Source organism: Rhizobium jaguaris (assembly GCF_003627755.1).
GTDB lineage: Bacteria > Pseudomonadota > Alphaproteobacteria > Rhizobiales > Rhizobiaceae > Rhizobium > Rhizobium jaguaris.
This window is the reverse complement of the sequence record NZ_CP032694.1, coordinates 1,541,356-1,563,502: the sequence shown is the minus strand read 5'-3', so window position 1 is coordinate 1,563,502 and position 22,147 is coordinate 1,541,356. Positions and strand designations below refer to the sequence as shown.

Annotated in this window: 15 protein-coding genes and 3 pseudogenes; 9 read left to right on the top strand and 9 right to left on the bottom strand. The window is 60.2% G+C overall.

Annotation, left to right across the window (positions count from 1 at the left end; all coding sequences use genetic code 11):
* The first annotated feature begins 167 nt into the window (after window positions 1-167).
* Together CCGE525_RS07590 and CCGE525_RS07585 are read left to right on the top strand one after the other, a co-directional pair.
* Window positions 168-1,220, top strand: coding sequence for an adenylate/guanylate cyclase domain-containing protein (locus tag CCGE525_RS07590; protein WP_120703754.1), 1,053 nt, complete (start codon window positions 168-170; stop codon window positions 1,218-1,220).
* A 127-nt stretch (window positions 1,221-1,347) separates the two neighbouring features.
* Window positions 1,348-2,705 (top strand): annotated as a pseudogene (locus CCGE525_RS07585) (esterase-like activity of phytase family protein).
* Between the two features lie 156 nt (window positions 2,706-2,861).
* Here CCGE525_RS07585 and ppx read toward each other — a convergent pair.
* The 4 genes and pseudogenes from ppx to CCGE525_RS07565 form a co-directional block, all read right to left on the bottom strand.
* Window positions 2,862-4,382 (bottom strand): exopolyphosphatase, encoded by a 1,521-nt coding sequence (gene ppx, locus CCGE525_RS07580; protein ID WP_120703753.1) that lies wholly within the window; start codon window positions 4,380-4,382, stop codon window positions 2,862-2,864.
* Window positions 4,383-4,393: 11 nt separating this feature from the next.
* The gene (locus CCGE525_RS07575; protein ID WP_120703752.1) at window positions 4,394-6,595 is read right to left on the bottom strand and encodes an RNA degradosome polyphosphate kinase; all 2,202 of its coding nucleotides are present in this window, start codon (window positions 6,593-6,595) and stop codon (window positions 4,394-4,396) included.
* A gap of 77 nt (window positions 6,596-6,672) precedes the next feature.
* A pseudogene (hdaA, locus tag CCGE525_RS07570) lies at window positions 6,673-7,385 on the bottom strand (DnaA regulatory inactivator HdaA).
* 2 nt (window positions 7,386-7,387) lie between these two features.
* Complete coding sequence (locus CCGE525_RS07565) at window positions 7,388-8,518, bottom strand: AI-2E family transporter (RefSeq protein ID WP_120703751.1); 1,131 nt, start codon at window positions 8,516-8,518, stop codon at window positions 7,388-7,390.
* Between the two features lie 223 nt (window positions 8,519-8,741).
* Here CCGE525_RS07565 and purM point away from each other — a divergent pair, with 223 nt between their 5' ends.
* Both purM and purN read left to right on the top strand, forming a co-directional pair.
* Window positions 8,742-9,815, top strand: coding sequence for a phosphoribosylformylglycinamidine cyclo-ligase (purM, locus tag CCGE525_RS07560; RefSeq protein WP_120703750.1), 1,074 nt, complete (start codon window positions 8,742-8,744; stop codon window positions 9,813-9,815).
* Window positions 9,812-10,489, top strand: a complete 678-nt coding sequence (gene purN, locus CCGE525_RS07555) for a phosphoribosylglycinamide formyltransferase (protein ID WP_120703749.1) — start codon at window positions 9,812-9,814, stop codon at window positions 10,487-10,489. The genes purM and purN overlap by 4 nt, the downstream gene beginning before the upstream one ends.
* A gap of 11 nt (window positions 10,490-10,500) precedes the next feature.
* Here the strand turns inward: purN and CCGE525_RS07550 are convergent.
* The 3 genes and pseudogenes from CCGE525_RS07550 to CCGE525_RS07540 form a co-directional block, all read right to left on the bottom strand.
* Window positions 10,501-11,669, bottom strand: a pseudogene (locus tag CCGE525_RS07550) (alpha-D-ribose 1-methylphosphonate 5-triphosphate diphosphatase).
* Window positions 11,670-11,820: 151 nt separating this feature from the next.
* Window positions 11,821-12,414, bottom strand: a complete 594-nt coding sequence (locus CCGE525_RS07545; RefSeq protein WP_120703748.1) for an NUDIX domain-containing protein — start codon at window positions 12,412-12,414, stop codon at window positions 11,821-11,823.
* Window positions 12,411-14,552 (bottom strand): molybdopterin-containing oxidoreductase family protein, encoded by a 2,142-nt coding sequence (locus CCGE525_RS07540; protein ID WP_120703747.1) that lies wholly within the window; start codon window positions 14,550-14,552, stop codon window positions 12,411-12,413. The genes CCGE525_RS07545 and CCGE525_RS07540 overlap by 4 nt, the downstream gene beginning before the upstream one ends.
* Before the next feature lie 63 nt (window positions 14,553-14,615).
* On the opposite strand from CCGE525_RS07540, the gene CCGE525_RS07535 reads away from it, so the two are divergent.
* Complete coding sequence (locus CCGE525_RS07535; protein WP_120703746.1) at window positions 14,616-15,467, top strand: 23S rRNA (adenine(2030)-N(6))-methyltransferase RlmJ; 852 nt, start codon at window positions 14,616-14,618, stop codon at window positions 15,465-15,467.
* 31 nt (window positions 15,468-15,498) lie between these two features.
* Window positions 15,499-16,098 carry a glutathione S-transferase gene (locus CCGE525_RS07530; protein ID WP_120703745.1) on the top strand — a complete coding sequence of 200 codons (600 nt, stop codon included), beginning with the start codon at window positions 15,499-15,501 and terminating at the stop codon, window positions 16,096-16,098.
* A 100-nt stretch (window positions 16,099-16,198) separates the two neighbouring features.
* Here CCGE525_RS07530 and CCGE525_RS07525 read toward each other — a convergent pair whose 3' ends face one another.
* Window positions 16,199-17,101: a LysR family transcriptional regulator gene (locus CCGE525_RS07525; protein WP_120703744.1), complete on the bottom strand. Its 903-nt coding sequence runs from the start codon at window positions 17,099-17,101 to the stop codon at window positions 16,199-16,201.
* A 123-nt stretch (window positions 17,102-17,224) separates the two neighbouring features.
* On the opposite strand from CCGE525_RS07525, the gene CCGE525_RS07520 reads away from it, so the two are divergent.
* Window positions 17,225-18,067: an oxidoreductase gene (locus tag CCGE525_RS07520; protein ID WP_120703743.1), complete on the top strand. Its 843-nt coding sequence runs from the start codon at window positions 17,225-17,227 to the stop codon at window positions 18,065-18,067.
* A 74-nt stretch (window positions 18,068-18,141) separates the two neighbouring features.
* On the opposite strand, the gene CCGE525_RS07515 is transcribed toward CCGE525_RS07520, so the two are convergent.
* Entirely contained in the window at window positions 18,142-18,774 is a 633-nt protein-coding gene (locus CCGE525_RS07515) for an outer membrane protein (protein ID WP_120703742.1), read from the bottom strand.
* 364 nt (window positions 18,775-19,138) lie between these two features.
* Here CCGE525_RS07515 and CCGE525_RS07510 point away from each other — a divergent pair, with 364 nt between their 5' ends.
* Together CCGE525_RS07510 and uvrC are read left to right on the top strand one after the other, a co-directional pair.
* Window positions 19,139-19,906 carry an SDR family oxidoreductase gene (locus CCGE525_RS07510; RefSeq protein WP_120703741.1) on the top strand — a complete coding sequence of 256 codons (768 nt, stop codon included), beginning with the start codon at window positions 19,139-19,141 and terminating at the stop codon, window positions 19,904-19,906.
* Window positions 19,903-21,945 (top strand): excinuclease ABC subunit UvrC, encoded by a 2,043-nt coding sequence (gene uvrC, locus CCGE525_RS07505; protein WP_120703740.1) that lies wholly within the window; start codon window positions 19,903-19,905, stop codon window positions 21,943-21,945. The genes CCGE525_RS07510 and uvrC overlap by 4 nt, the downstream gene beginning before the upstream one ends.
* Window positions 21,946-22,147: the final 202 nt, after the last annotated feature.

The following is a 22,147-nucleotide window of genomic DNA, read 5'->3' as shown; positions in this document are numbered from 1 at the left end:
CGTTTGGCTGTTGCACATCCGCCAAAAATGGCGATGTTGGTTTCGAATGCGATTGTGCCTCGCATCCGACAAAATGGAAGCGCAATCACATACTTGATGGTGCACAGGTCTTTTCCGAAACCAATCCCGGTTTGGGGGCATGCGCCAGCTCTTGGCGGATCGGCAGCATGGGAAGATTCCCTTCGGCGCTCAACTGGATTGTGACCTCGATCTTCGTCGCCGCAAGTGGGGTCGTCTACGGCAAGCTATTTTTCCATGCGTCGCCGCTTTATATCGGCGCTGTCTACGCGTTGTTCTGCGGCGTGCCGGCGCTGGCCTTCGAACGCCGCATGATCCTGCCGCGCTTGAACCGTTGGATGCATCGCCTGCCCACGCCGGCGTTTATCGTCTCGGCCTTGATTGCCGATTTCGCCTTGATCGCCTTCGGCTTTGCGGTGGCCGGCGGCCTGCTGAAATCCTTGAACCTGATCACCGACAGCTGGGCCAACGTCATGCTGTTGCAGGTCGATATCTACATCTACGCCGTCATGGTGACCGCGGTCGTCATCTTCGTCGGGCGCGTCAGGGAATTGCTCGGCCGCGACGTCTTCCTCAGTCTGTTGACCGGCCGTTACCGCAATCCGGTGCAGGAAGAGCGCGTGTTTCTCTTCATCGACCTCGTCGGCTCGACGGCTTTTGCTGAAGAGCGTGGCGACCTTAAAGCACAGCAATACCTGGGCTCCATATTTGGCGCGCTTGCCGAGCCGGTGCGGCGGCATAAGGGCGCGATCGACGACTATATCGGCGATGCCGCCATCATCACCTGGCCGCTTGAACGTGGCGTGAAGAATGCCCGTTGCATTCGCTGTGTCTTCGACATCCTTGCCGATATCGAGGCGAATGCCGAAACCTGGCTGAAATCCTACGGCAGAGTGCCGCGCCTGAGGGCGGCGTTACATGGCGGCGGCATCGTCACCGCCGAAATCGGCGTCGACCACCACAAGATTGCCTATTTCGGCGACACGGTGAACACCACGGCTAGGCTGGAATCTCTGTGCAAGACATTGGAACGCCAAGTGCTGATCTCGGCCGACCTTGCAAGACGGATAGAGCTTCCGGAGGAGATCGCCACGGAAGATTTGGGCGATCACGCCGTTCGCGGCCGCGACCAGACGCTCGGCGTGATCGCCCTGCATATGCCGAGAGAGCAGGTGCGGAAGGCCATAAGCAAGGGGCAATAATCGCCTGGGATTTACACCCTATGAGTTGTCCACAGTCACCAAAGCTTCACCTAAGCGTTAATTCGCCGACATAGCTCGCCTGTTAAGCGGGGGTTGTTTTGCCAATCCCTCTCAACAAGGTGACACGATGACCCGAATTCTTTTCGCTTCCACGGCACTTTTTGTTCTGATTGCCGCTGCGGCCAAGGCCGATGAAGCCCAATTTCCTGCAAAGCTGACCTCGCAGGCCATTCTGCCGGCCAATACCATTGTGCCGGCGCCGGCCGATGCACCGGATTTCCTCAAAACGTCCGGCAAGTTCACGACGCCTGACCGCAAGCGCACCGAAGCCCTTGGCACGGTTCCGGGCATGGACGGCGCCCGCATGACCGACCTGAAGCTGCCTTTCAACGGCCAGGCGATCCAGGGTTTTTCCGGGATCAAGACCATGCCGGATGGCACCTTCTGGACGCTGACCGACAACGGATTCGGTTCCAAGCAAAATTCGAGCGATTCCATGCTGTTCCTGCACCAGGTCAAATTCGACTGGGACAATGGCAAGGTCGATGTCGTCAAGAACCTGTTCCTGTCCGACCCGAACAAGAAGCGCCCTTCCCGATCGTTCTCGAAGGCGCCGGCAAGCGCTATCTGACCGGCGCCGACTTCGACATTGAGTCGATCCAACCGGTCGCGGACGGCTTCTGGATCGGAGACGAATTCGGTCCCTACCTGCTGAAATTCGATACGAACGGCGCGCTGACCGACGTTTTCCCGACCACGCTCAACGGCAAGCCCGTCATGTCGCCGGACAATCCCCTGCTGCAACTGCCCGGCAATCCGACGCAGAAGATGCCGGCCTTCAACCTGAAGCGCTCGGGTGGCTTCGAAGGCCTCGCCATGTCAAAGGACGGCAGCAAGCTCTATGGTCTATTGGAAGGCGCGATCTACAAGGATGACGGCCAGATGGAGAGTGTCGACGGCCATACCGCGATCCGTGTCATCGAATTCGACGTCGCTTCCAAGAGCTGGACCGGCCGTAGCTGGCTTTACCCCTTCGAAGACAAGGGCGCCTCGATCGGCGATTTCAATATGCTGGACGCCAGCACCGCCTTGGTGATCGAGCGCGACAACGGCGCCGGCACAAAGGACAAGGTCTGCGCCGATCCGAAGCAGCCGAAGCCGGATTGCTTCGAAGCGCCGGCCGAACTGAAGCGCGTTTACAAGATCGAATTTAACGACGCCAATGCCGGCAAGGCTGTCCGCAAGATCGGCTATATCGATCTGCTGCACATCGAAGATCCCGATCACAAGCGGCGCCAGGGCGGCGGCGACGGCTTCTACGATATGCCCTTCGTCACCATCGAAAACGTCGACCGCGTCGATGCTACTCACATCATCATCGGCAACGACAACAACCTGCCCTTCTCGGCCGGCCGCGCTGTCAACAAGGCCGACGACAACGAGTTCAGCATTCTCGAAGTCGGTGATTTCCTGAACGCCAAGTAACAGTGTTTCCTTCTCCCCGCGAGAGGAGAAGGTACCCAACGAGCGGATCAGAGCAAGAGCGACGGCCCTTTGGAGGGTTGCGGGCCGTCCTACAGTGCAAGCCACCCTCAACCCGGGCATTTGCGCGACCTTCTCCCCACGGGAGAAGGTATCTTCCTACTCGAACCGAAACGCCAATCTTCTGTTTGTCAGCCTGCCGAGCTGCTGCAGCCGGCCTTCCAGCCGTTCGCCGGCAAAATCGTGGTATTCTGCGGGCACGACGAATTCGAGATCCAAGTCCGGGCTCAGCGAGCGGCGGAACGACAGGTGGCGGACGACGCCCGGCATGGAAGCCGAAAAAAGATAGACGACGCGCAGCAGGCCGCCGAGCAGCTTGGCCCGCTCGATGAATTGCGGCGTGGCGATCGTCGCCAACGGCCCCGTGGCGCCGTCATCGTTAAGGCCCTCGAAACGATAGTAGTTGGCAAGCGCAATGAAGGCGCGGCCGGCATGGGTGATGCCGACGAAGGAGGTGTGGGCGATGATGTTCAGCGCCTGCAAGCCGCGATAGTCAGGATGGGCGCGCCAGCTAATATCAGCAAGCAGGCACGCGGCCTGGCGATAGCGGCTTTCCTCCTCCGTCTCGGTGATGCCGAAGAAGGGCATCATCCGGCCGGTCCACTCGGCGAGCTCGCGGGCATGTTCCGGCGAGCGGGCACGCAGGATGGCAAGCTCACCGGCGGCAACCAGCAGCGGATCGCTATGGCGTTCCGCCTCGGTCAGCAGCGAATAGAGATAGCCTTCACGCACGCCCTGCGCCGAGAAGGACACGATGGAAGGCCTCATCTCCGCCAGAACTTCGCGCATCGCCACCGCGCCGAAGGGCAGCAGCGAACGACGATGCTTGGAGATCGACAGCAGCGCCGGCTCCTTCGTTTCCCTTGCCTCGCTGATCTGGTCGAGGAAGCGCATCATCTCGTCCAGCGGCACTTCATAGCCCTGCATCATATGCAGCGGATATTTGCGGATCTCCATATGCAGCTTGGCGATGTTTCGCCAGGTACCGCCAACAGCGTAGAAGGTGCGTCCCTCGCCCCTGCTTAATAATTTCGCTGTTTTCACATGCTTGCGGGCAAAGCTGCGCGCCCTGGCAAGCGAACCGTTGGCATATTCCGAAAGCCTGAGGCCCCCGAGCGGCAGGGTGATGCCCTTGCCGATCTCCTTGCCCCTGATGTCGATGAGTTCGAGCGAGCCGCCACCGAGGTCGCCGGCAATGCCGTCCGGACTGAAAAAGCCGCTGATGATACCGAGCGCGGAAAACTGCGCTTCTTCCTCGCCCGAAAGCAAGCGCACCTTGCGCTGCAGGATCGATTCAGCCTGATGGATGAATTCCGGGCCATTGCTTGCCTCGCGAGCAGCAGCCGTCGCCAGAACGTAGATGGTCGATGCACGCGCCTGATCGGACAGCGCCTTGAACCGGTGCAGGGCTGCGAGTGCGCGCGCAACGCTCTCCTCATCCATCTTTCCGGTCAGCGCTATGCCTTTGCCAAGGCCGCAAAGCACCTTCTCGTTGAAAAGAATGGTTGGCGACCGCGAATGTCCTTCATAGACGACAAGACGAACCGAGTTCGATCCAATATCGACGACGGAGACAGGGGCTATACCGGGAAGGCGCCCCTGGGCTTCTGATTCAACCATGCAGGTCCAGTTTATATCTTGCGGCCCGACAACAGCCCGGCGATCAGTTTCGGCGCGCTGGATTTCAAAGCTTCACCACGGCCCGACAGGCTGGGATTGGTCATGAAATACTGTTGCGCGTTGAACGGCTCTTCCCCTCTGCGCACTTCCATGCGCCGCGAAGTACCGTCCGGCAATATCTCGTAGCTCTGCTGATTGTCAATGATGTTGCCCAGCATGATCTGTGCAAGAACTTGCTCATGCACGGTCTTGTTGGTCAGCGGAACGAGGGTTTCAACGCGGCGATCAAGGTTTCTCGGCATCATGTCGGCCGAGCCGATATAGACAAGCGCCTTTTCTGACGGCAGGCCCTGGCCATTGCCGAAACAGAAGATGCGGCTGTGTTCGAGGAAGCGGCCGACGATGGACTTGACGCGGATGTTCTCGGAGAGGCCGACCACCTGCGGACGCAGGCAGCAGATGCCGCGCACGACGAGATCGATCTCGACGCCGGCGTTGCTGGCGCGGTAGAGCGCGTCGATGATATCGGGGTCGACCAGCGAGTTCATCTTCATCCAGATCGCCGCCGGCTGGCCGTTCCCGGCGTGCTCGATTTCCTCTTCGATGTGCTGAAGGATGCGCGGGCGCAACGTATAGGGCGAGACGGCGATCTTCATGCCCTCTTCCGGCTCACCGTAACCGGTGATGAAATTGAAGATGTTCGCCATGTCGTGCGCGATCTTCGGATCGCAGGTGAAGTAGGACAGGTCGGTATAGATCTTGGCGGTGATCGGGTGGTAGTTGCCGGTGCCGAGATGGCAATAGGTACGCAGCTTGCCGTCCTCCCGACGCACGACCATCGACATCTTCGCATGCGTCTTGAGCTCAATGAAGCCGAAGACAACCTGCACGCCAGCGCGTTCAAGGTCGCGCGCCCAGCGGATGTTGGCCTCCTCGTCGAAGCGAGCCTTAAGCTCGACCAGCGCCGTGACCGACTTGCCCATATCGGCAGCGTCGATCAGCGCCCGCACGATCGGGCTGTCATTGGAGGTACGATAGAGCGTCTGCTTTATCGCCAGAACGTCAGGATCGCGCGCAGCCTGGAGCAGGAACTGGACCACCACGTCGAAGGATTCATAGGGATGGTGGACCACCATGTCCTTTTCGCGGATCGCGGCGAAACAATCACCGGCATGTTCGCGGACGCGCTCAGGAAATCGGGCATTGTAAGGCTCGAAGCGCAGATCGTCGCGCGGGGCCTTGGCGATTTCAGACAGCGTGTTGAGGGCCAGCAGGCCGGGCAGAACGGCGATGCGGTTTTCCGGCACGTTCAGCGATTCCACCACAAACTGGCGCAGCTCGAGCGGCATTTCCGAGTCGGTCTCGATGCGGATTACCGAGCCGCGGCGGCGGCGCTTCAGTGCCGTTTCGAAGAAACGCACCAGATCTTCGGCCTCTTCCTCGACTTCGATATCGCTGTCGCGGATGAGGCGGAAGGTACCCGAACCCTGTACCTCATAGCCTGGATAGAGCCGGTGAATGAAGATGTTCACCACATCTTCCAGCGTGATATAGCGGATGACGTTGCTGGCGTCTGGCAGGCGGACAAATCGGTCGAGCGCCGGCGGCAGGCGCAGCAGCGCCGTCATCGGCTCGCGGCCGTTCTTGCTATTCAGCTGCAGCGCGATCGAGAAGCCGAGATTCGGAATGAACGGGAACGGATGCGCCGGATCGATGGAAAGCGGCGTCAGTACCGGGAAGATCGCCTGCTCGAATTCATTGGCGAGCCATTGCCGGTCGACCTCGGAAAGTGCCGGCGGGCGGACGATCAGAATGTCTTCCTTGGCGAGATACTGCTGCAGCACGGCGAGCGATGCCTGCTGCTCCATCTGCAGATTGTCGATTTCGCGCAGGATGTCGTCGAGCTGTTCGGCCGGTGTCTTGCCGTCAGGCGTGCGCATGAGGATCTTCTGGCGGACCTGGCCTTCGAGGCCGGCGACGCGCACCATGAAGAACTCATCGAGGTTGGCGGCGGAAATGGAGAGGAACCGGATGCGCTCCAGAAGCGGATGCGCCGTGTTCAACGTTTCCTCGAGAACGCGGCGGTTGAACTGCAGCCAGGAGAATTCGCGATTGATGAAGCGCTCGGGGCTGGTCAGTAATTCGTTGATCGGCGGCGCGGCCTCCGGGGCTTGCTGGTTGGTGTCCTGATGTTCCGTTAACGCCGAGTCCATGCTCCACCTGCCCTCATCTTAGAACTTTGTGCCACGTATAGCAGTTTGACGACGGAACTGTGACAGTCACCTATCGCTCAATCAGCCGGGTTGGAATTGCCGAATTCGTTCAATACTTCAGCAGCCAAAAGGCGTGTTATCCTGGTGCCGCGACCAAGCGCCAACCGATCCAGCCGGTCGACGATCAACTGCGCGGCGTTCAGGGACCGCTCCATTCGATTGACAATGTAAAGGACAGTTTGTCATCGATATAAAGTTGCCGGTCGGCGAAAAGCTTTACAATCACCTGCGACAACAGCTCCTCGTCCGGCTCGCCGATCTCGACCACCGTCGCCGCTTTCAGCCGCGAGCGCAGATCGGGTAGCGCGACAGGCCAGGACATTGGCCAGAGCCTGCTGGTCATCAACAAGCCCGTGCCGTTTTCCCTGACGCTGTTGATGACGTGAAAAAGCTCGGTGTCGTCGAAGCCCAGGCGATCGACATCCTCGAAGATTACCGGGCCGTCCGCCGCCGCCACCGCGGCAGCGGAACCGGCTTTCGGATGAATGGCGATTGCACCGCTTTTCTCGCGCCAGATGCTGGCGAGATGCGATTTTCCCGAACCGACCGGCCCGGCGAGGATAACCACCGGCGACGGCCAGTGCGGCCATGAATCGACGATCTTCACGGCCGCGCTCAGGGGATTGGCCACCAGCAGGTCATCGCGGCCACTCGCGGCGTCATGGGTGAAGGCCAGGGGCAGCTGTTCGGCGGGCTTGCGCCTCAGATCAGCGTTCTTCGCGTCGGTCATGTCTATTTGTTCTCAGGATTGCCGGCCTTGGTTTTGCGCGCTTTACCGGTTTCCGAGCGTCCATGATAGAGGTCGCTCTGAAGGTACCGCGAAAGGGCGAAACGGACAAGGACGCCACAGGCTGCCGCGGCCGGAACGGCGATCAGCAGGCCAACGAAACCGAAGAGTGCGCCGAAGGCAAAAAGGGCGAACATCAGCCAGACCGGATGCAAGCCGACACTTTCGCCGACCAGCTTCGGCTGCAGCACGTTGCCCTCCAGGAACTGGCCGGTGAAGAAGACGGCGAGCGTGAGCCCGATCCAGAGATAATCCGGCCAGAACTGCACCAGCGCGACGCTGGCCGCCAGGAAGAGGCCGACGAGCGAACCGACATAGGGGATGAAGCTGATCATGCCGGCGAACAAACCGATCAGCAGGCCAAAATTCAAACCCACCAGCGACAGGCCGACGCCGTAATAGACACCGAGGATGATGCAGAGCGAGCCCTGGCCGCGGATGAAGCCGGCGATTGCCTGATCCACTTCCCGGGCGATTTCGCGCACGGTCGAGACGTGATCGCGTGGCACCCAGGCATCCACCTTGGCGATCATGCGATCCCAGTCGAGCAGTATATAGAAGGCGACGACCGGAGTGACGACCATCAGTGAGATGATGTTGACCAGCGCCTTGCCGGAGCTCCATATCTGCGCGAACAAGCCGCCGACGAAGCTCAGTCCATCCGACAATATGCTGGAGAAATTGTCCTTGATGGCACCGAGCTGATTGCGAATCCAATCCGGCAGCATCGTGGTCTGCGTATGCGCGATGAACTTCTGGAATTGCTGTACGTAGCCCGGTATATGTTGAATGAAATCATTGAACTGATTGACGATGATCGGAATGAAAATCGTCAGTGCCAGCGCAAAGACCAGCACGAAGGCGACGAGGATCACCACCGTCGCCATGAAACGGCTGAGGCCGATCCTTTCCAGCCGGTCGGCGACCGGATCGAGGAAATAGGCGACCGACATGCCGGCGATGAAGGGCAAGAGGATCGAGCTGAAGAGATAGAGAAAGACAATCAAGACCGCGAGCACGATCACCCAGAAGATGATCTGGCGCTTGAGGCTCGCCCCGCTGACTTGCTGCTCCATCTATTTCCCCATTATTTGCCGCCCGCCGGCCGCTCGCTTAGGACATAGGATGACGCCGCAATTATGGTCAAGCCTGCGGCCCGAAATCGGCCTTTGGGCGCTGTGAAGCGGGGAAAATCGAGGGTTTGCCTGCGCTAGCGCCTTGCATAAAGGTTCCTGTCATGCAATGGCGACCCGATTAAAATTGTTCCAATTGGAATGATGGCCAATCGGAGGCGGAAGTATGAGCCAGTCTGGAAAAAACGGTCTGACCTATAGCGATGCGGGCGTCGATATTGATGCCGGTAACCTGCTGGTCGAAAAGATCAAGCCGGCGGTTCGTTCGACCCGGCGCCCTGGCGCAGACGGCGAAATCGGCGGTTTCGGAGGCCTCTTCGACCTGAAGGCCGCGGGCTTCACCGATCCGGTACTGGTTGCCGCCAATGACGGCGTCGGCACCAAGCTGAAGATCGCCATCGATGCGAATTATCATGACACGGTCGGCATCGACCTCGTCGCCATGTGCGTCAACGATCTCGTCGTCCAAGGCGCTGAACCGCTGTTCTTCCTCGACTATTTCGCCACCGGCAAGCTCGATCCCGACCAGGGTGCCGCGATCGTCGGCGGCATTGCGGCCGGCTGCCGAGAGGCTGGTTGCGCGCTGATCGGCGGAGAAACAGCGGAAATGCCGGGCATGTATTCCGATGGCGATTACGATCTGGCGGGCTTTGCGGTGGGTGCTGCCGAACGTGGGCAGCTTCTCCCCTCCGGCGACATCGCCGAGGGTGACGTCATTCTCGGCCTCGCCTCCTCCGGCGTTCACTCCAACGGTTTTTCGCTGGTGCGCAAGATCGTCGGTCTCTCCGGCCTTGGTTGGGACGCGCCGGCTCCCTTTGCCGACGGCAAGGCGCTCGGCGAAGCCCTGCTCACGCCGACACGCATCTACGTCAAGCCGCTGTTGAAAGCGATCCGCGAGACGCATGCGATCAAGGCGCTTGCGCATATCACAGGCGGCGGCTTCCCTGAGAATATTCCGCGGGTGCTGCCGAAGCATCTTGCTGCCGAAATCGATCTTGCCGCGGTCAAGGTGCCGCCGGTCTTCTCCTGGCTTGCCAAGACAGGCGGCGTCGAGGCCAAGGAAATGCTGCGCACCTTCAACTGCGGCATCGGCATGATTGCCGTCGTCGCGGCCGAGAATGTCGGTGCCGTCAAGGCGGCACTTGAGGCCGAGGGCGAAACCATCGTCACGCTGGGTCGCATGATCGCTCGCGACGACGTCGCTGCCGGCACCGTCTACAAGGGCACGCTGGCGATATGAGTTCGGCCCGCAAACGCGTCGTCGTCTTCATCTCGGGCAGCGGCTCCAACATGATGGCGCTGGTCAAGGCTGCGGCGGCTTCGGATTATCCGGCCGAGATCGTCGGCGTGATCTCCGACAAGGCCGATGCCGGCGGTTTGGCGAAAGCCGCTGCAGAGGGCATCGCCACCTTCGCTTTCGTCCGCAAGGATTTTGCCAGCAAGGACGCGCATGAGGAGGCAATCCTCGCGCAGCTCGATGCGCTTTCGCCGGACATTATCTGCCTTGGCGGCTATATGCGCCTGCTCTCCGGCCGCTTCATCCAGCGCTACGAAGGCCACATCATCAATATCCATCCTTCGTTGCTGCCGCTTTTTCCCGGCCTACACACGCATCAGCGCGCCATCGACGCAGGCCAGCGGATCGCCGGCTGCACCGTGCATTTCGTCACCGAGGGCATGGACGAAGGGCCGGCGATCGGCCAAGCAGCCGTGCCGGTGCTGACCGACGACACGGCGGAAACGCTCGCCGCCCGCGTGCTCACGATCGAGCATCAGCTTTATCCGCAGTCGCTCCGGTTACTGGCACAAGGCAAGGTGCGCATGGAGGGCGGCAAAGCGATTGCTGCCGCCCAGATACCCGTTGCCGATGGGCGACAGATCATTTCACTGCTCGGTGACATCAACCAAATCTAGCTGCGTTCCCCTTACGCAGCCGTTGCCATCAGTGGATGCAGCGTGCCATCGCTGTAGACGATGCGGCCGTTGCGGAAGGTGGCGCGGATGCGATGAACCGCGCCATGCTCGACGGCCACCAAATCAGCCTTCTGGCCAACTGCGATCTCGCCACGGTCCGTGAGACCTGCTGCGCGCGCGGCACCAGCCGTCGCCATGGCAACCGCCGCCGGCAGGCCACCGCTGGCGACGTCAGCAATCTTGAAAATCGCCGGCACGAAGGCGGCCGGATGATAATCGGCGGCGATGATGCCGAGAAGGCCGGCGCCGGCGGCATCGAGCGCACTCAGATTCCCGGACATGGATTGGCCACGCAAGGCATTCGGCGCGCCCATCAGCGTCCAGAGACCGCGGCGACGCGCCTCTTCGGCGGCCGGCAGTGTCACGGGGAATTCGCTGATCGTTACGCCAAGGTCGAACATCTCGGCCACCTTTTCCGCGCTGTCATCGTCATGCGAAGCAAGCGACAGCTTGTGCCTCAAGGTCAGGCCGACGATATCGCGGAGCTTGTGTTCGATATCGGGATCGTGCCGCAGGGCGATGCGCCGGGCCAACACTTCCTCGGCAGCTTCGCGGGTGATGCCGCGGCGCTCCGACATGCTGAGAAGGTAGGCTTCGATGTTGTTATATTGCCCCTGCCCGGGGTATGGTCCGTCAACGACACCATGTCGACGAAACCGCCTTCCAGCAGACGCTCCAGCGTCGGCGCTGCGCCGACGTTGGTGATCTCATAACGGGCATGGACGCGGTGGTCGATCAGCAGGTGGTCGCGCAGGCTGTTGATGCCTTGGATCACGGCCGAGGTGGTCTCCAGCGAGCGGACATGGCCGTAGACACTTTCGGTGGCGAAAGAGACAGCGGCATAGGCGGTCGTGACACCGGCGGCGGCAAGTTTCTTGTCGAGTTCATGGATGCCGAAATCGATGGGCATCGTCGCATTCGGCCGCGGCGCGATTTCGCGCTCGATCATATCACCATGCAGATCGACGAAGCCCGGCATCAGCAGCCGCCCGCCGCCATCGAACGTCGCAGCCTCCACCAGCTCGGGTCGGATCTCCGCGATCACACCATCTTCTATGCGAACAGATCCCTGATCGACGACCTCATCGGGAAGAACGAGCGAGAAATTGCTGAGCCACATCGGCTTTCTCCTGAAATAGCATCAATCGTTTTGAAGGTATGGTGATGGTCCGGACCTATCCGGCGAGCGCCCCTCGGTAGCCGCGATTCGTGACATCATGATGAATGCTGCCGCATTGATTTTGGCAGCAATTAAACACCGCCAAACGACGCTATTTCAGGCCTGGCCTGTTCAACGTCGCCCATTGCAGTAGCATGATCGTCTTGGCGTCATAGATCTCGCCTGCCTCGATCATCGCCATGGCGTCGGCGAGTTTCACTTCCAGCACTTCGATATCCTCGTGTTCGTCAGCGAGTCCGCCGCCCCTACCAATACGGTCCGTGGTGTCGACAACGGCAGCGAAGAAATGCATGATCTCAGTGACCGCGCCTGGCGAGGTGAATGCCTTGAAAAGAAAATGGACATCGCGGACGCGGAAGCCAGTCTCCTCAATCGCTTCGCGGCGGATCGCCTCTTCCGGATGGTCGCCATCGAGCAATCCGGCGGGCACTTCGATCATCCATCCGGGAAAGCCGGTGAGGTGGGCCGGCAGACGGAACTGCCGCACGAGGATGACTGTCTCGCGCTTGGGATCATAGAGCAGGATGCAGGCGGCCGGCGTGCGGTGATAGATTTCCCGCTTCAGCCGATGCGTGTCGCCCGTTGAATCCGTGTAGTCGATGTCGAGGCTGCTCAGCCGCGTCCATTGATTGGAAAGCGTCTTCTCGCGGACGATCTCGACCTTGGCCTTGTCAAACTTGCTCATGCCTTATCCTTGCGCAGCCAAACCTTGTTATCGTGAACGGCCGCGCCGCCATAGGGCGCGACGGGATCGGCGCCGGTCAGAACATTGATGCCTTCTCCATCGACATGCGCCTTGTTCGGCCACAGACCTTCGGCGATCAGCACGCCCGGCTTTACCTCCGTCGTGATGCGCGCATGGATGCGGATATCGCCTCTGAGATTGCCGAGCTGAACGAGATCGCCATGGGCGATGTCCAACGCCGCAGCGTCCGCCGGATTGATCATTACTTCTGGGTGACCTTCCTTCTGCCGCGAGGTCTTCGTTTCCGCAAAGCTCGAATTCAGGAAATTGCGCGACGGCGATGTGGCAAGCCGGAACGGATGGTCAGGATCGGCAACCTCGATGACGTCGACCTGATCCGGAAACTCCGGTAACGCAACATGGGGTCCGAGCAGGCCGACAGCGGCTGGCGGCCGGTTCGGAGCCGGCTGGTTGACCCAATCGGGACGGAAGCGGAACTTGCCGTCGGGATGGGCGAAGCCGTTGAGGAAATGCGCGTCCTCGAAAGCCGGCTGGCGATCGAACCATTTATGCTCGAGGAAATAATCGTAATCCGGCAGGCCGCTTCGCTCCAGAACCCTGTCGATCATCTCGCGGGCCGAAAATCCGAAACCTGGCTTGTCGGCAACGCCGAGGCGCTTTGCCAGTTCCTCGATCACGAAGAGATTGCTGCGCACCGTCGGCGGCGGCTCGACCAGTTTTGGGCCAAGCAGGATATGGTTCTGACCGCCGGCGCGATAGATATCGTCATGCTCGACGAACATGGTGGCGGGAATGACGATATCGGCCATCTCGGCGGTATCGGTCATGAATTGTTCGTGCACGGCGACGAAGAGATCGTTGCGGGCAAAGCCGCGCTTCACTAGCCGCTGTTCCGGCGCGATATTCACAGGATTGGTGTTCTGGATCAGCATGGCCGTCACCGGGCCGCGATGGCGCAAGGCGACGGCGTCGCCGGTCAGCGCGCGGCCGATCTGCGACTGGTCGATCATGCGGATATCCGGGTCCTTCATCGACCGGCCGGTCAGTTCGCTCGCATCCATGCGGAAGATATCGCTGTTGGAATGGAAGGCGCCGCCGCCTTCATACTGCCAGGAACCGAGCACGGTGGCGACCGAGGCTGCCGCGTGCATGGCGACCGCACCGTTGCGCTGGCGGGTGAAGCCGTAGCCGAGGCGAAAATAGGTCTTCTTCGTCGTGCCGACGAGCTTGGCGAAGGCCTCGATCTCATCGACGGACAGGCCGGTGATCGCAGCCGCCCATTCCGGCGTTTTCGTCTTCAAATGCTGCTCAAGGCCGGCGGGGTCGTCGGCATATTTCGCCATATAAGTGCGATCGGCATAGCTGTCGCGGAAGGCGATGTGCATGACCGCGCAGGCAAGGGCCGCATCCGTTCCGGGCTTGACGATCAGCGCCAGGTCGGCCTGTTTCATCGTCGGATTGTCGTAGACGTCGATGACGACGATCTTGGCGCCGCGCTCCTTGCGCGACTTCACCGCATGGGTCATCACGTTGACCTGGGTGGCAACCGCGTTGGTGCCCCAGATGACCACACAATCGGTGCGGCCCATCTCGTGCGGATCGGGACCGCGCAGCACACCCGTTGCCATAGTGAAACCGGTCCAGGCGGGGTTGGTGCAAATCGAGGAGAAGAAGCCCGAGTAGCGCTTTGCATGGCGCAGCCGCTCGATGGAATCGCGCTGCACCCAGCCCATGGTACCGGCGTAAAAATAGGGCCAGATCGCTTCGCTGCCGTCCTTGGCCTCGGCTTTGATGAAGGCATTGGCGATCTCGTCCAGCGCGTCATCCCAAGAGATCTGCTGCCAGCGCCCCTCGCCCTTGGCACCGGCGCGGCGCAGCGGCTGCATCAACCGATCCGGATGGTAAAGCCGCTCCGCATAGCGGGCGACCTTGGCGCAAATGACGCCCGACGTGTAGGAATGGTCGTTGGCGCCGCGCACGCGGCCGATCTTGCCATCCTCCGTCAAATCGATCTCTAGCGCGCAGGTGGAGGGACAGTCGTGTGGACAGGCGGTGTGGCCGATACGGGATTTGGCGTGAATAGGGGTCGCAATGTTCATGGCGTTTGTATATTTCATGCCTTGTCCGGCCAAAAGGCATAATCTGGCCCATCGCAACAATTCATGCGGACTTCACCGACAATGAACTATCGGCATATCTACCACGCGGGCAATTTCGCCGATGTGCTGAAGCACGCGGTGCTTGCCCGTCTCGTCCGCTACATGCAGAACAAGGACAAGGCCTTCCGCGTTCTCGATACCCATGCCGGCATCGGCCTTTACGATCTCTCTTCGGAGGAGGCGCAGAAGACCGGCGAATGGCGAGACGGGATCGGCCGGCTGCTGGAAGCAGAGCTCGTGCCGCAAGTGGCGGATTTGCTTGAGCCCTATCTGACCGCCGTCCGCGAACTCAACCCCGAAGGCGGCCTGCGGTTCTACCCCGGCTCGCCGAAGCTCGCACGCATGCTGTTTCGTCCACAGGACCGGCTATCGGCGATGGAGCTGCATCCGGAAGATTTCCAGCGGCTGCATCGGTTGTTCGAGGGCGATCACCATGCGCGCATCACCGAACTTGACGGCTGGCTGGCGCTCGGCGCGCATCTGCCCCCGAAGGAGAAGCGTGGCATCGTCCTGGTCGATCCGCCTTTCGAGGAAGACGGCGAATATGAGCGGCTGGCAGACGGCCTTGCGAAAGCCTGGCGCCGTTTCCCCGGCGGAACCTATTGCCTCTGGTATCCGCTCAAGAAGGATGCGCCGCTCCAGGCCTTTCACGAGGCATTGCAGGCTTTGGAGATTCCGAAAATGCTTTGCGCCGAGCTGGCGGTCAAAAGCGATCGCGGCTTCACCGGTCTGACCGGCTCCGGCCTCATCATTGTCAACCCGCCATTTACGCTGAAGGACGAGCTGCATGCCTTGCTGCCGGCCCTGAAGGATATGCTGGCGCAGGACCGTTTCGCCTCGCAGCGCGCCTTCTGGCTGCGCGGTGAGCACTGATATTTCTTTCGCACATCGCATAGGTGATTCCATGAGACTTCTCTGCGCACCCGCTTCCCCCTTCTCCAGCAAGGTACGGATGGCAGCGCGCCATCTCGGCATCGAGCTTAACGAAATTCATGTCGATACCAATGCCGGTCCGGCCGTGCTGATCGATAACAATCCACTCGGCAAGATCCCGACGCTGCTGACCGACGACGGTGAAGCCATTTTCGACAGCCGCGCGATCATGCATCATTTCCATCGGCTGAAGGGCAAGAAGCTTTATCCGGCCAAGGACGGCAAGCGCACCGAGGCCGAAGTGCTGGAAGCGCTATGCGACGGCACCAACGAGTGCCTCTTGTCGATCGTCTACGAACGGCGTTTCCGCGATCAGGAGAAGCAGCATCAGCCCTGGATCGACCGGCAGTGGACGAAGGTGAGCCGCACACTGACCCATCTCAACGCCGAACCGCCGAAGATCGGCAAGAAGTTGCACGGCGGGCATTTCGCACTCGCATCCATGCTGGGCTATCTGCAACTGCGCTTCGAAGGACAGTGGGAAGCGGATCATGCTGACTTGATCGATTGGGCACGCAAGTTCGAGAAGCATTTTCCGGATTATCAGGCGATGAAGCCGCGGCAGGCCTAAAGCGCATCGCAATCTTTCAGATTCGCTCCTTGCGCTTTAGGTCTTTGATTTTGCGCATGTCGTTATCGCAAAACCGCTGCCCACTTTTGCGCGACATGCTTTAGCTCTGGCGGACACTGTCGCTCTTCACGAAATCGACAAAGGCGCGCAAGGCCGTCGGCAACTGCCGGCGGCTCGGATAATAGAGGAAGAAGCCGGGATAATAGGGGCACCAGTCTTCCAGCACGCGGATCAGCCGGCCGTCCTGCAAAGCCGGCAGCACGAGATCCTCGAACATGAAAGCAAGACCGGAGCCGTTGACGGCGGCGTCGAACATCATCTCATGATCGCCGAGCGTCAGCGGCCCTTGTACCTCAATCTCCAGCTCGATGCCACCGCGTTCGAATTCCCAGCGATAATAGGTGCCGCTCGGGAAACGGTAGCGGATGCAGGGATGATCTTTCAGATCATGCGGCGTGACCGGTTTGGGGAAACGTTGAAAATGTTCGGGCGAGCCGACGATCGCCGTCCGCTGACGAGGACCGATGGCGATGGCTATCATATCGGCGGCGATGCTTTCTCCGAACCGGATGCCGGCGTCGAAGCCGCCGGAGACCATATCCACCAGCCCATCGTCCACCACGATCTCCATTTCGACCGCCGGATAAGCCTTCAAGAACCGTGACACGATCGGCAGCAACACCATCTTGGTGGCGGGGCGCGGCGTATTGATGCGCAGTTTGCCGTAGGGCTGGCTGCGGAATTTATCGAGATCCTCGAGCGCATCGTCGATATCGAGGAAAGCCGGGCGGATGCGCTCGAACAGGCGCTCGCCGGCCTCCGTCAACCCGACGCCGCGGGTGGTGCGATTGACCAGCCGCACGTCCAGACGTTCCTCGATCGCCCGCAGCGAATGACTGAGCGCGGAAGCCGTCACACCGAGCTCTACCGCGGCCTTGCGGAAGCTGCGGTGTTGGGCAATGGCCAGGAAGATCGCCAGATCGGTCGAACGGATGCGTCGCATTGATGAGATTTTCTCAGTACTTCATGGAGGAAAAAGTAGATTATCTCAACGAAGCCATCAAGCTACCTTTCTCCTGCAAGCCAATTCCACCCACGGAATTGCAAACCCACGAAGGAGAAAGTCATGCGCGTTTGGTTCATCACGGGTGCATCCCGCGGCTTCGGCGCCCTCATCGCTCAAGAAGCTCTCAATGCTGGCGACGGCGTTGTCGCCACGGCCCGCAATCCTGCCGGGCTGGCCGAGAACTTCGGCAACCATCCGAACCTCCTGCCCGTCGCCCTCGACGTTTCGAACGAGGCGCAGGCCCATGAAGCTGCCGCGGAAGCCGTCAAGCGCTTCGGCAAGATCGACATTCTTCTCAACAACGCCGGCTACGGGCTGCTAGGTGCAGTGGAAGAGGCAACCGCCGAGGAAATCGAGAAGCTCTATGCGACGAACGTCTTCGGCCTGCTGAAGGTCACTCGCGCCGTGCTGCCGCATATGCGCCGGCAGCGTTCCGGTCATGTGATCAACATGTCCTCGGTCGGTGGCTATCAGAGCTTTGCCGGTTGGGGCATCTATTCTTCGACGAAGTTCGCAGTCGAAGGCCTCTCCGAAGCAATGGCGGCGGAACTGCAGCCGCTCGGCATCAAAGTCACCGTCGTCGAACCCGGCTTCTTCCGGACCGACTTCCTTGACGAAAGCTCGCTCGCCGTCAGCCCGAGTTCGATTGCCGACTACAAGGACACCCCTGCCGGCGCCATGCGCGATTTCGCAGCCGGTCACAACCACGGCCAGCCCGGCGATCCGGCACGGCTTGCAAAGTCTATGATCACGCTTGCACATTCGGCCAATCCGCCGCTACGCATGCCATTCGGCACCGATACGATCGGCGCGATCGAGGCGAAGAACGAGTATGTCGCCAAAGAACTGGCCGACTGGCGTGAACTGGCCGCCTCCACGGACTTCCCGAGAGACGCCGGATAAATATTCAGAACCATGAAACGGAAAAAGCCGGGGCGCGAACCCCGGCTTTTTCGTCAGATTATGCCATCAAATTATCAGAACTTGACGCCGATACCGACCTTGACGCTGTTCTCGTCGTAGCCACGCGAGAAGCTGCCGGAGTCGAGGTGGAAATCCTTACGACCGTAGTCGGTAAAGCGATATTCGAGACGAGCCGTAATGTTGTTGGTAATGAACGTTTCAGCACCGGCACCGACCGTGTAGCCGACAGCCGTCTTGCTTTCAGACGAGGTAGCGTCCTCGAGCTTGTTCTGGCCGATTGCCAGACCAGCCGTGCCGTACAGCATGAACGGGTTGAAGTCGTAACCGATACGGCCGCGAACCGAGCCGTTTACGCCGTTCTTGGCGGTCAGGCCATTGCGGGTCGCTTCGGAGTCGGCATAGCCGAGGTCACCTTCAACGCCATATACGATCTGGCCCTGCTGCCAGTTGTAGCCGGTGAAGGCCGAGCCACCCCAAGCATAGGAGTTACCGTTGTGGTTGAAATGGCCCATGTTGTAGCTGCCGGTGCCACCGATGTAGAAGCCCGACCAGTTGTTAATAGCCGGCGGAGCCTCCTGGGCAACGGGCGGCTGCGGAACCTGCTCCACAGCATCGGCTGCATGAGCCGCGGTGAAGCCCCCGAGAGCGAAACCAGAGACCATGAGGGTCGCAATAAGAGTACGCATACTTTTCTCCTTTCAGTCCCGTGTTCTTCGTTTACTGTCCTCGACTTCGAAGCACCACGAGCAATTACTAGATGTCCCTCCCGGATCGACACTGAAATTGGAATGCAATTGAGGAATTCAAAGAGCTAAAATATGATATCATTGTGGCACAGAGGTGGCTGAATTTCGATGTTGCTTGAGTGCAACAGACGAATTGTTAACCCTAATGACTAATTAAAGAACATATACTTATTTATGTCGAAATATAACTTAAGTTTTACATAGGTCATTAGCGCTATTTCGCCCTGCAGAAGCACCTTTTCATATGGTGTATCGGCGCCCTATATGAGCTCTAGTTGGGTAATGGCGACGAAAAGGCAGCATCTTGAGCCAGGAAAAACTACGCACCGCGCTGATAACGGGTGCATCGAAAAGAATAGGCCGCGCGATCGCAGAGGATTTGTCGGCTAATGGCTTTGCGGTCGCGCTGCATGCCAATCAGTCACTCGCCGAAGCGACCGAGCTTGTGGCGAAATTGCGGCAGCAGGGCAGAAAGGCGATTGCGATCAAGGCCGACCTGCAAAATTCCGCAGAGACATCGACGCTGATCGAAAGGGCCGTTGCGGAGCTTGGGCCGCTGGATCTGCTGGTCAACAATGCCTCCATTTTCCAGGGTGATTCTGCCGACCGTTTCGACGCCGAAGCCTTCGACGCGCACTTCGCCGTGCATGTCCGCGCGCCTTCGATTCTTGCAGCGGATTTCGCGCGACAACTTCCACGGGGTGTGCCGGGGCTGATCGTCAATATGGTCGACCAGCGCGTGTGGGCGCTGAACCCGCGCTTCTATTCCTACACACTGTCGAAGGCTGCTCTGTGGACGGCTACGCAGACGATGGCGCAGAGCTTTGCGCCACGTATCCGCGTCAACGCTATCGGACCCGGTCCGACGGTGCGCAGCGTCCGCCAGACGGAAGAGGACTTCCAGGCGCAGATCGATGGGCTCATATTGAAGGCCGCGCCCGGGCTCGAGGAATTCGGCCGTACCATCCGCTTTCTTTTTGACACGCCTTCGATCACGGGCCAAATGATAGCGCTCGATGGCGGCCAGCATCTTGCCTGGGAAACGCCCGATGTGTCGGAGAGCATGGAATGAACGGACGAAAGCTGCCCGACGGCGGCATTCTCTATGACGAATCAGAGGACATTGAAGACGACATCGAGGTGGAAGGCGATGCCGGCGCCTCCCCTGTCGCGCCCGTCGACTGGAACGAAGGCGGCAAGAACGAAACCGGCCTTCGGGGCGCCGAGCTGATCGCGGAATTCGTCAAACGCCTGCCGAACAATCCCGGCGTCTACCGCATGTTCAACGAAGACGGCGACGTGCTCTATGTGGGCAAGGCACGCAGCCTGAAGAAGCGTGTCGCCAATTATGCGATGGGCCGTGTGCATTCCAACCGCATCGCCCGCATGGTGCGCGAAACCGCCAATATGGAGTTCGTCACAACCCGCACCGAAACCGAAGCGCTGCTGCTGGAAGCGAATCTGATCAAGCGCTTACGGCCGCGCTTCAACGTATTGCTGCGGGACGACAAATCCTTTCCCTACATTCTCATTACCGGCGATCATCGCGCGCCTGCGATCTTCAAGCATCGCGGCGCGCGCGCCCGCAAGGGTGATTATTTCGGTCCTTTCGCCTCGGCCGGTGCCGTCGGCCGCACGATCAATTCGCTGCAGCGCGCCTTCCTGATCCGGACCTGCACCGACAGCGTTTTCGAAACACGCACCCGGCCCTGCCTGCTCTATCAGATCAAGCGCTGCTCGGGGCCCTGCACTCGCGAGATCAGTGATGAAGGCTATGCCGAGCTGGTGCAGGAGGCGAAGGACTTCCTTTCCGGCAAGAGCCAGAACGTCAAGGCGCACATGGCGGAGGCAATGAACGCCGCCGCCGAAGACCTCGATTTCGAGCGCGCCGCCATCTATCGCGACCGATTGGCGGCGTTGTCGCATGTGCAGAGCCACCAGGGCATCAACCCCGCTGGCGTCGAGGAAGCGGATGTCTTCGCCATCCATCACGAAGGCGGCATCTCCTGCATCCAGGTGTTTTTCTTCCGCACCGGCCAGAACTGGGGGAACCGCGCCTATTTCCCGAAAGCCGATCCGTCGCTTTCCGGCGCCGAGGTGCTGAATGCCTTCCTCGCGCAGTTCTATGACGACAAGCCCGTGCCGCGGCAGATCCTGCTGTCGGAGACGGTCGAGGAGATCGAGCTGCTGGCGGCCGCGCTGAGTGAAAAGGCGGGCCACAAGGTCACGATCCTGGTGCCGCAGCGCGGCGAGAAACGCGATCTGGTCGATCATGTCGTCGCCAATGCCCGCGAAGCGCATGGTCGCAAGCTCGCCGAGACCGCCTCGCAATCGCGGCTGCTCGAAGGCTTCAAGGAGACATTCCAGCTTCCCTACGTGCCGCAGCGCATCGAGATCTATGACAACTCGCATATCATGGGCACGAATGCGGTCGGTGGCATGGTGGTGGCCGGGCCGGAAGGGTTCGTCAAAGGCCAGTACCGCAAGTTCAACATCAAATCGACCGACATCACGCCCGGCGACGATTTCGGCATGATGCGCGAAGTCATGACACGGCGCTTCTCCCGCCTTCTGAAGGAGGAGGGAAAGCCCGATCGGAGCCTCGACGCGGAGACCGCGACCGTTGACGCTGCGGATCAGCCCTTCCCCGCCTGGCCGGACGTCATCCTCATCGATGGCGGTCAAGGGCAGATGACCGCGGTGCGCGCCATCCTCGAAGAGCTGGGAATTACCGACAGCGTCATTGCCATCGGCGTCGCCAAGGGTGTCGACCGTGATGCCGGACGCGAACGCTTTTTTGCGCCCGCCCGCGAGAGCTTCACCCTGCCGCCCCGCGATCCCGTGCTCTACTTCATCCAGCGCATGCGCGACGAGGCGCATCGTTTCGCCATCGGCTCGCACCGGGCGCGCCGCAAAAAAGAGATGGTGAAGAACCCGCTGGACGAGATCGGCGGCATCGGTCCTTCGCGCAAGCGGGCGCTGCTGCAACATTTCGGCACCGCCAAGGCCGTGTCTCGCGCGGCACTATCCGACCTGATGGCCGTCGAGGGCATATCGGAAGCCGTGGCGCGGCAGGTCTACAACCATTTTCACGAGGACGCCGCGAAATAAAAAAAGCTGGTCGCAAATTCCACGCAATGACGATGAAAAAACGGAAACAATATTGACGATAAGGTCCTCAAACCGCCATCTAAGACACGATCCCCAGACGTGCAGAACGGTTTTTGGATAAGATCATGCTAAATCAAATAGCTGGAACGAGATGACGCCTTGGGGGACAAGGCCATTTTGACCCAGTGAACAACCGAAACGA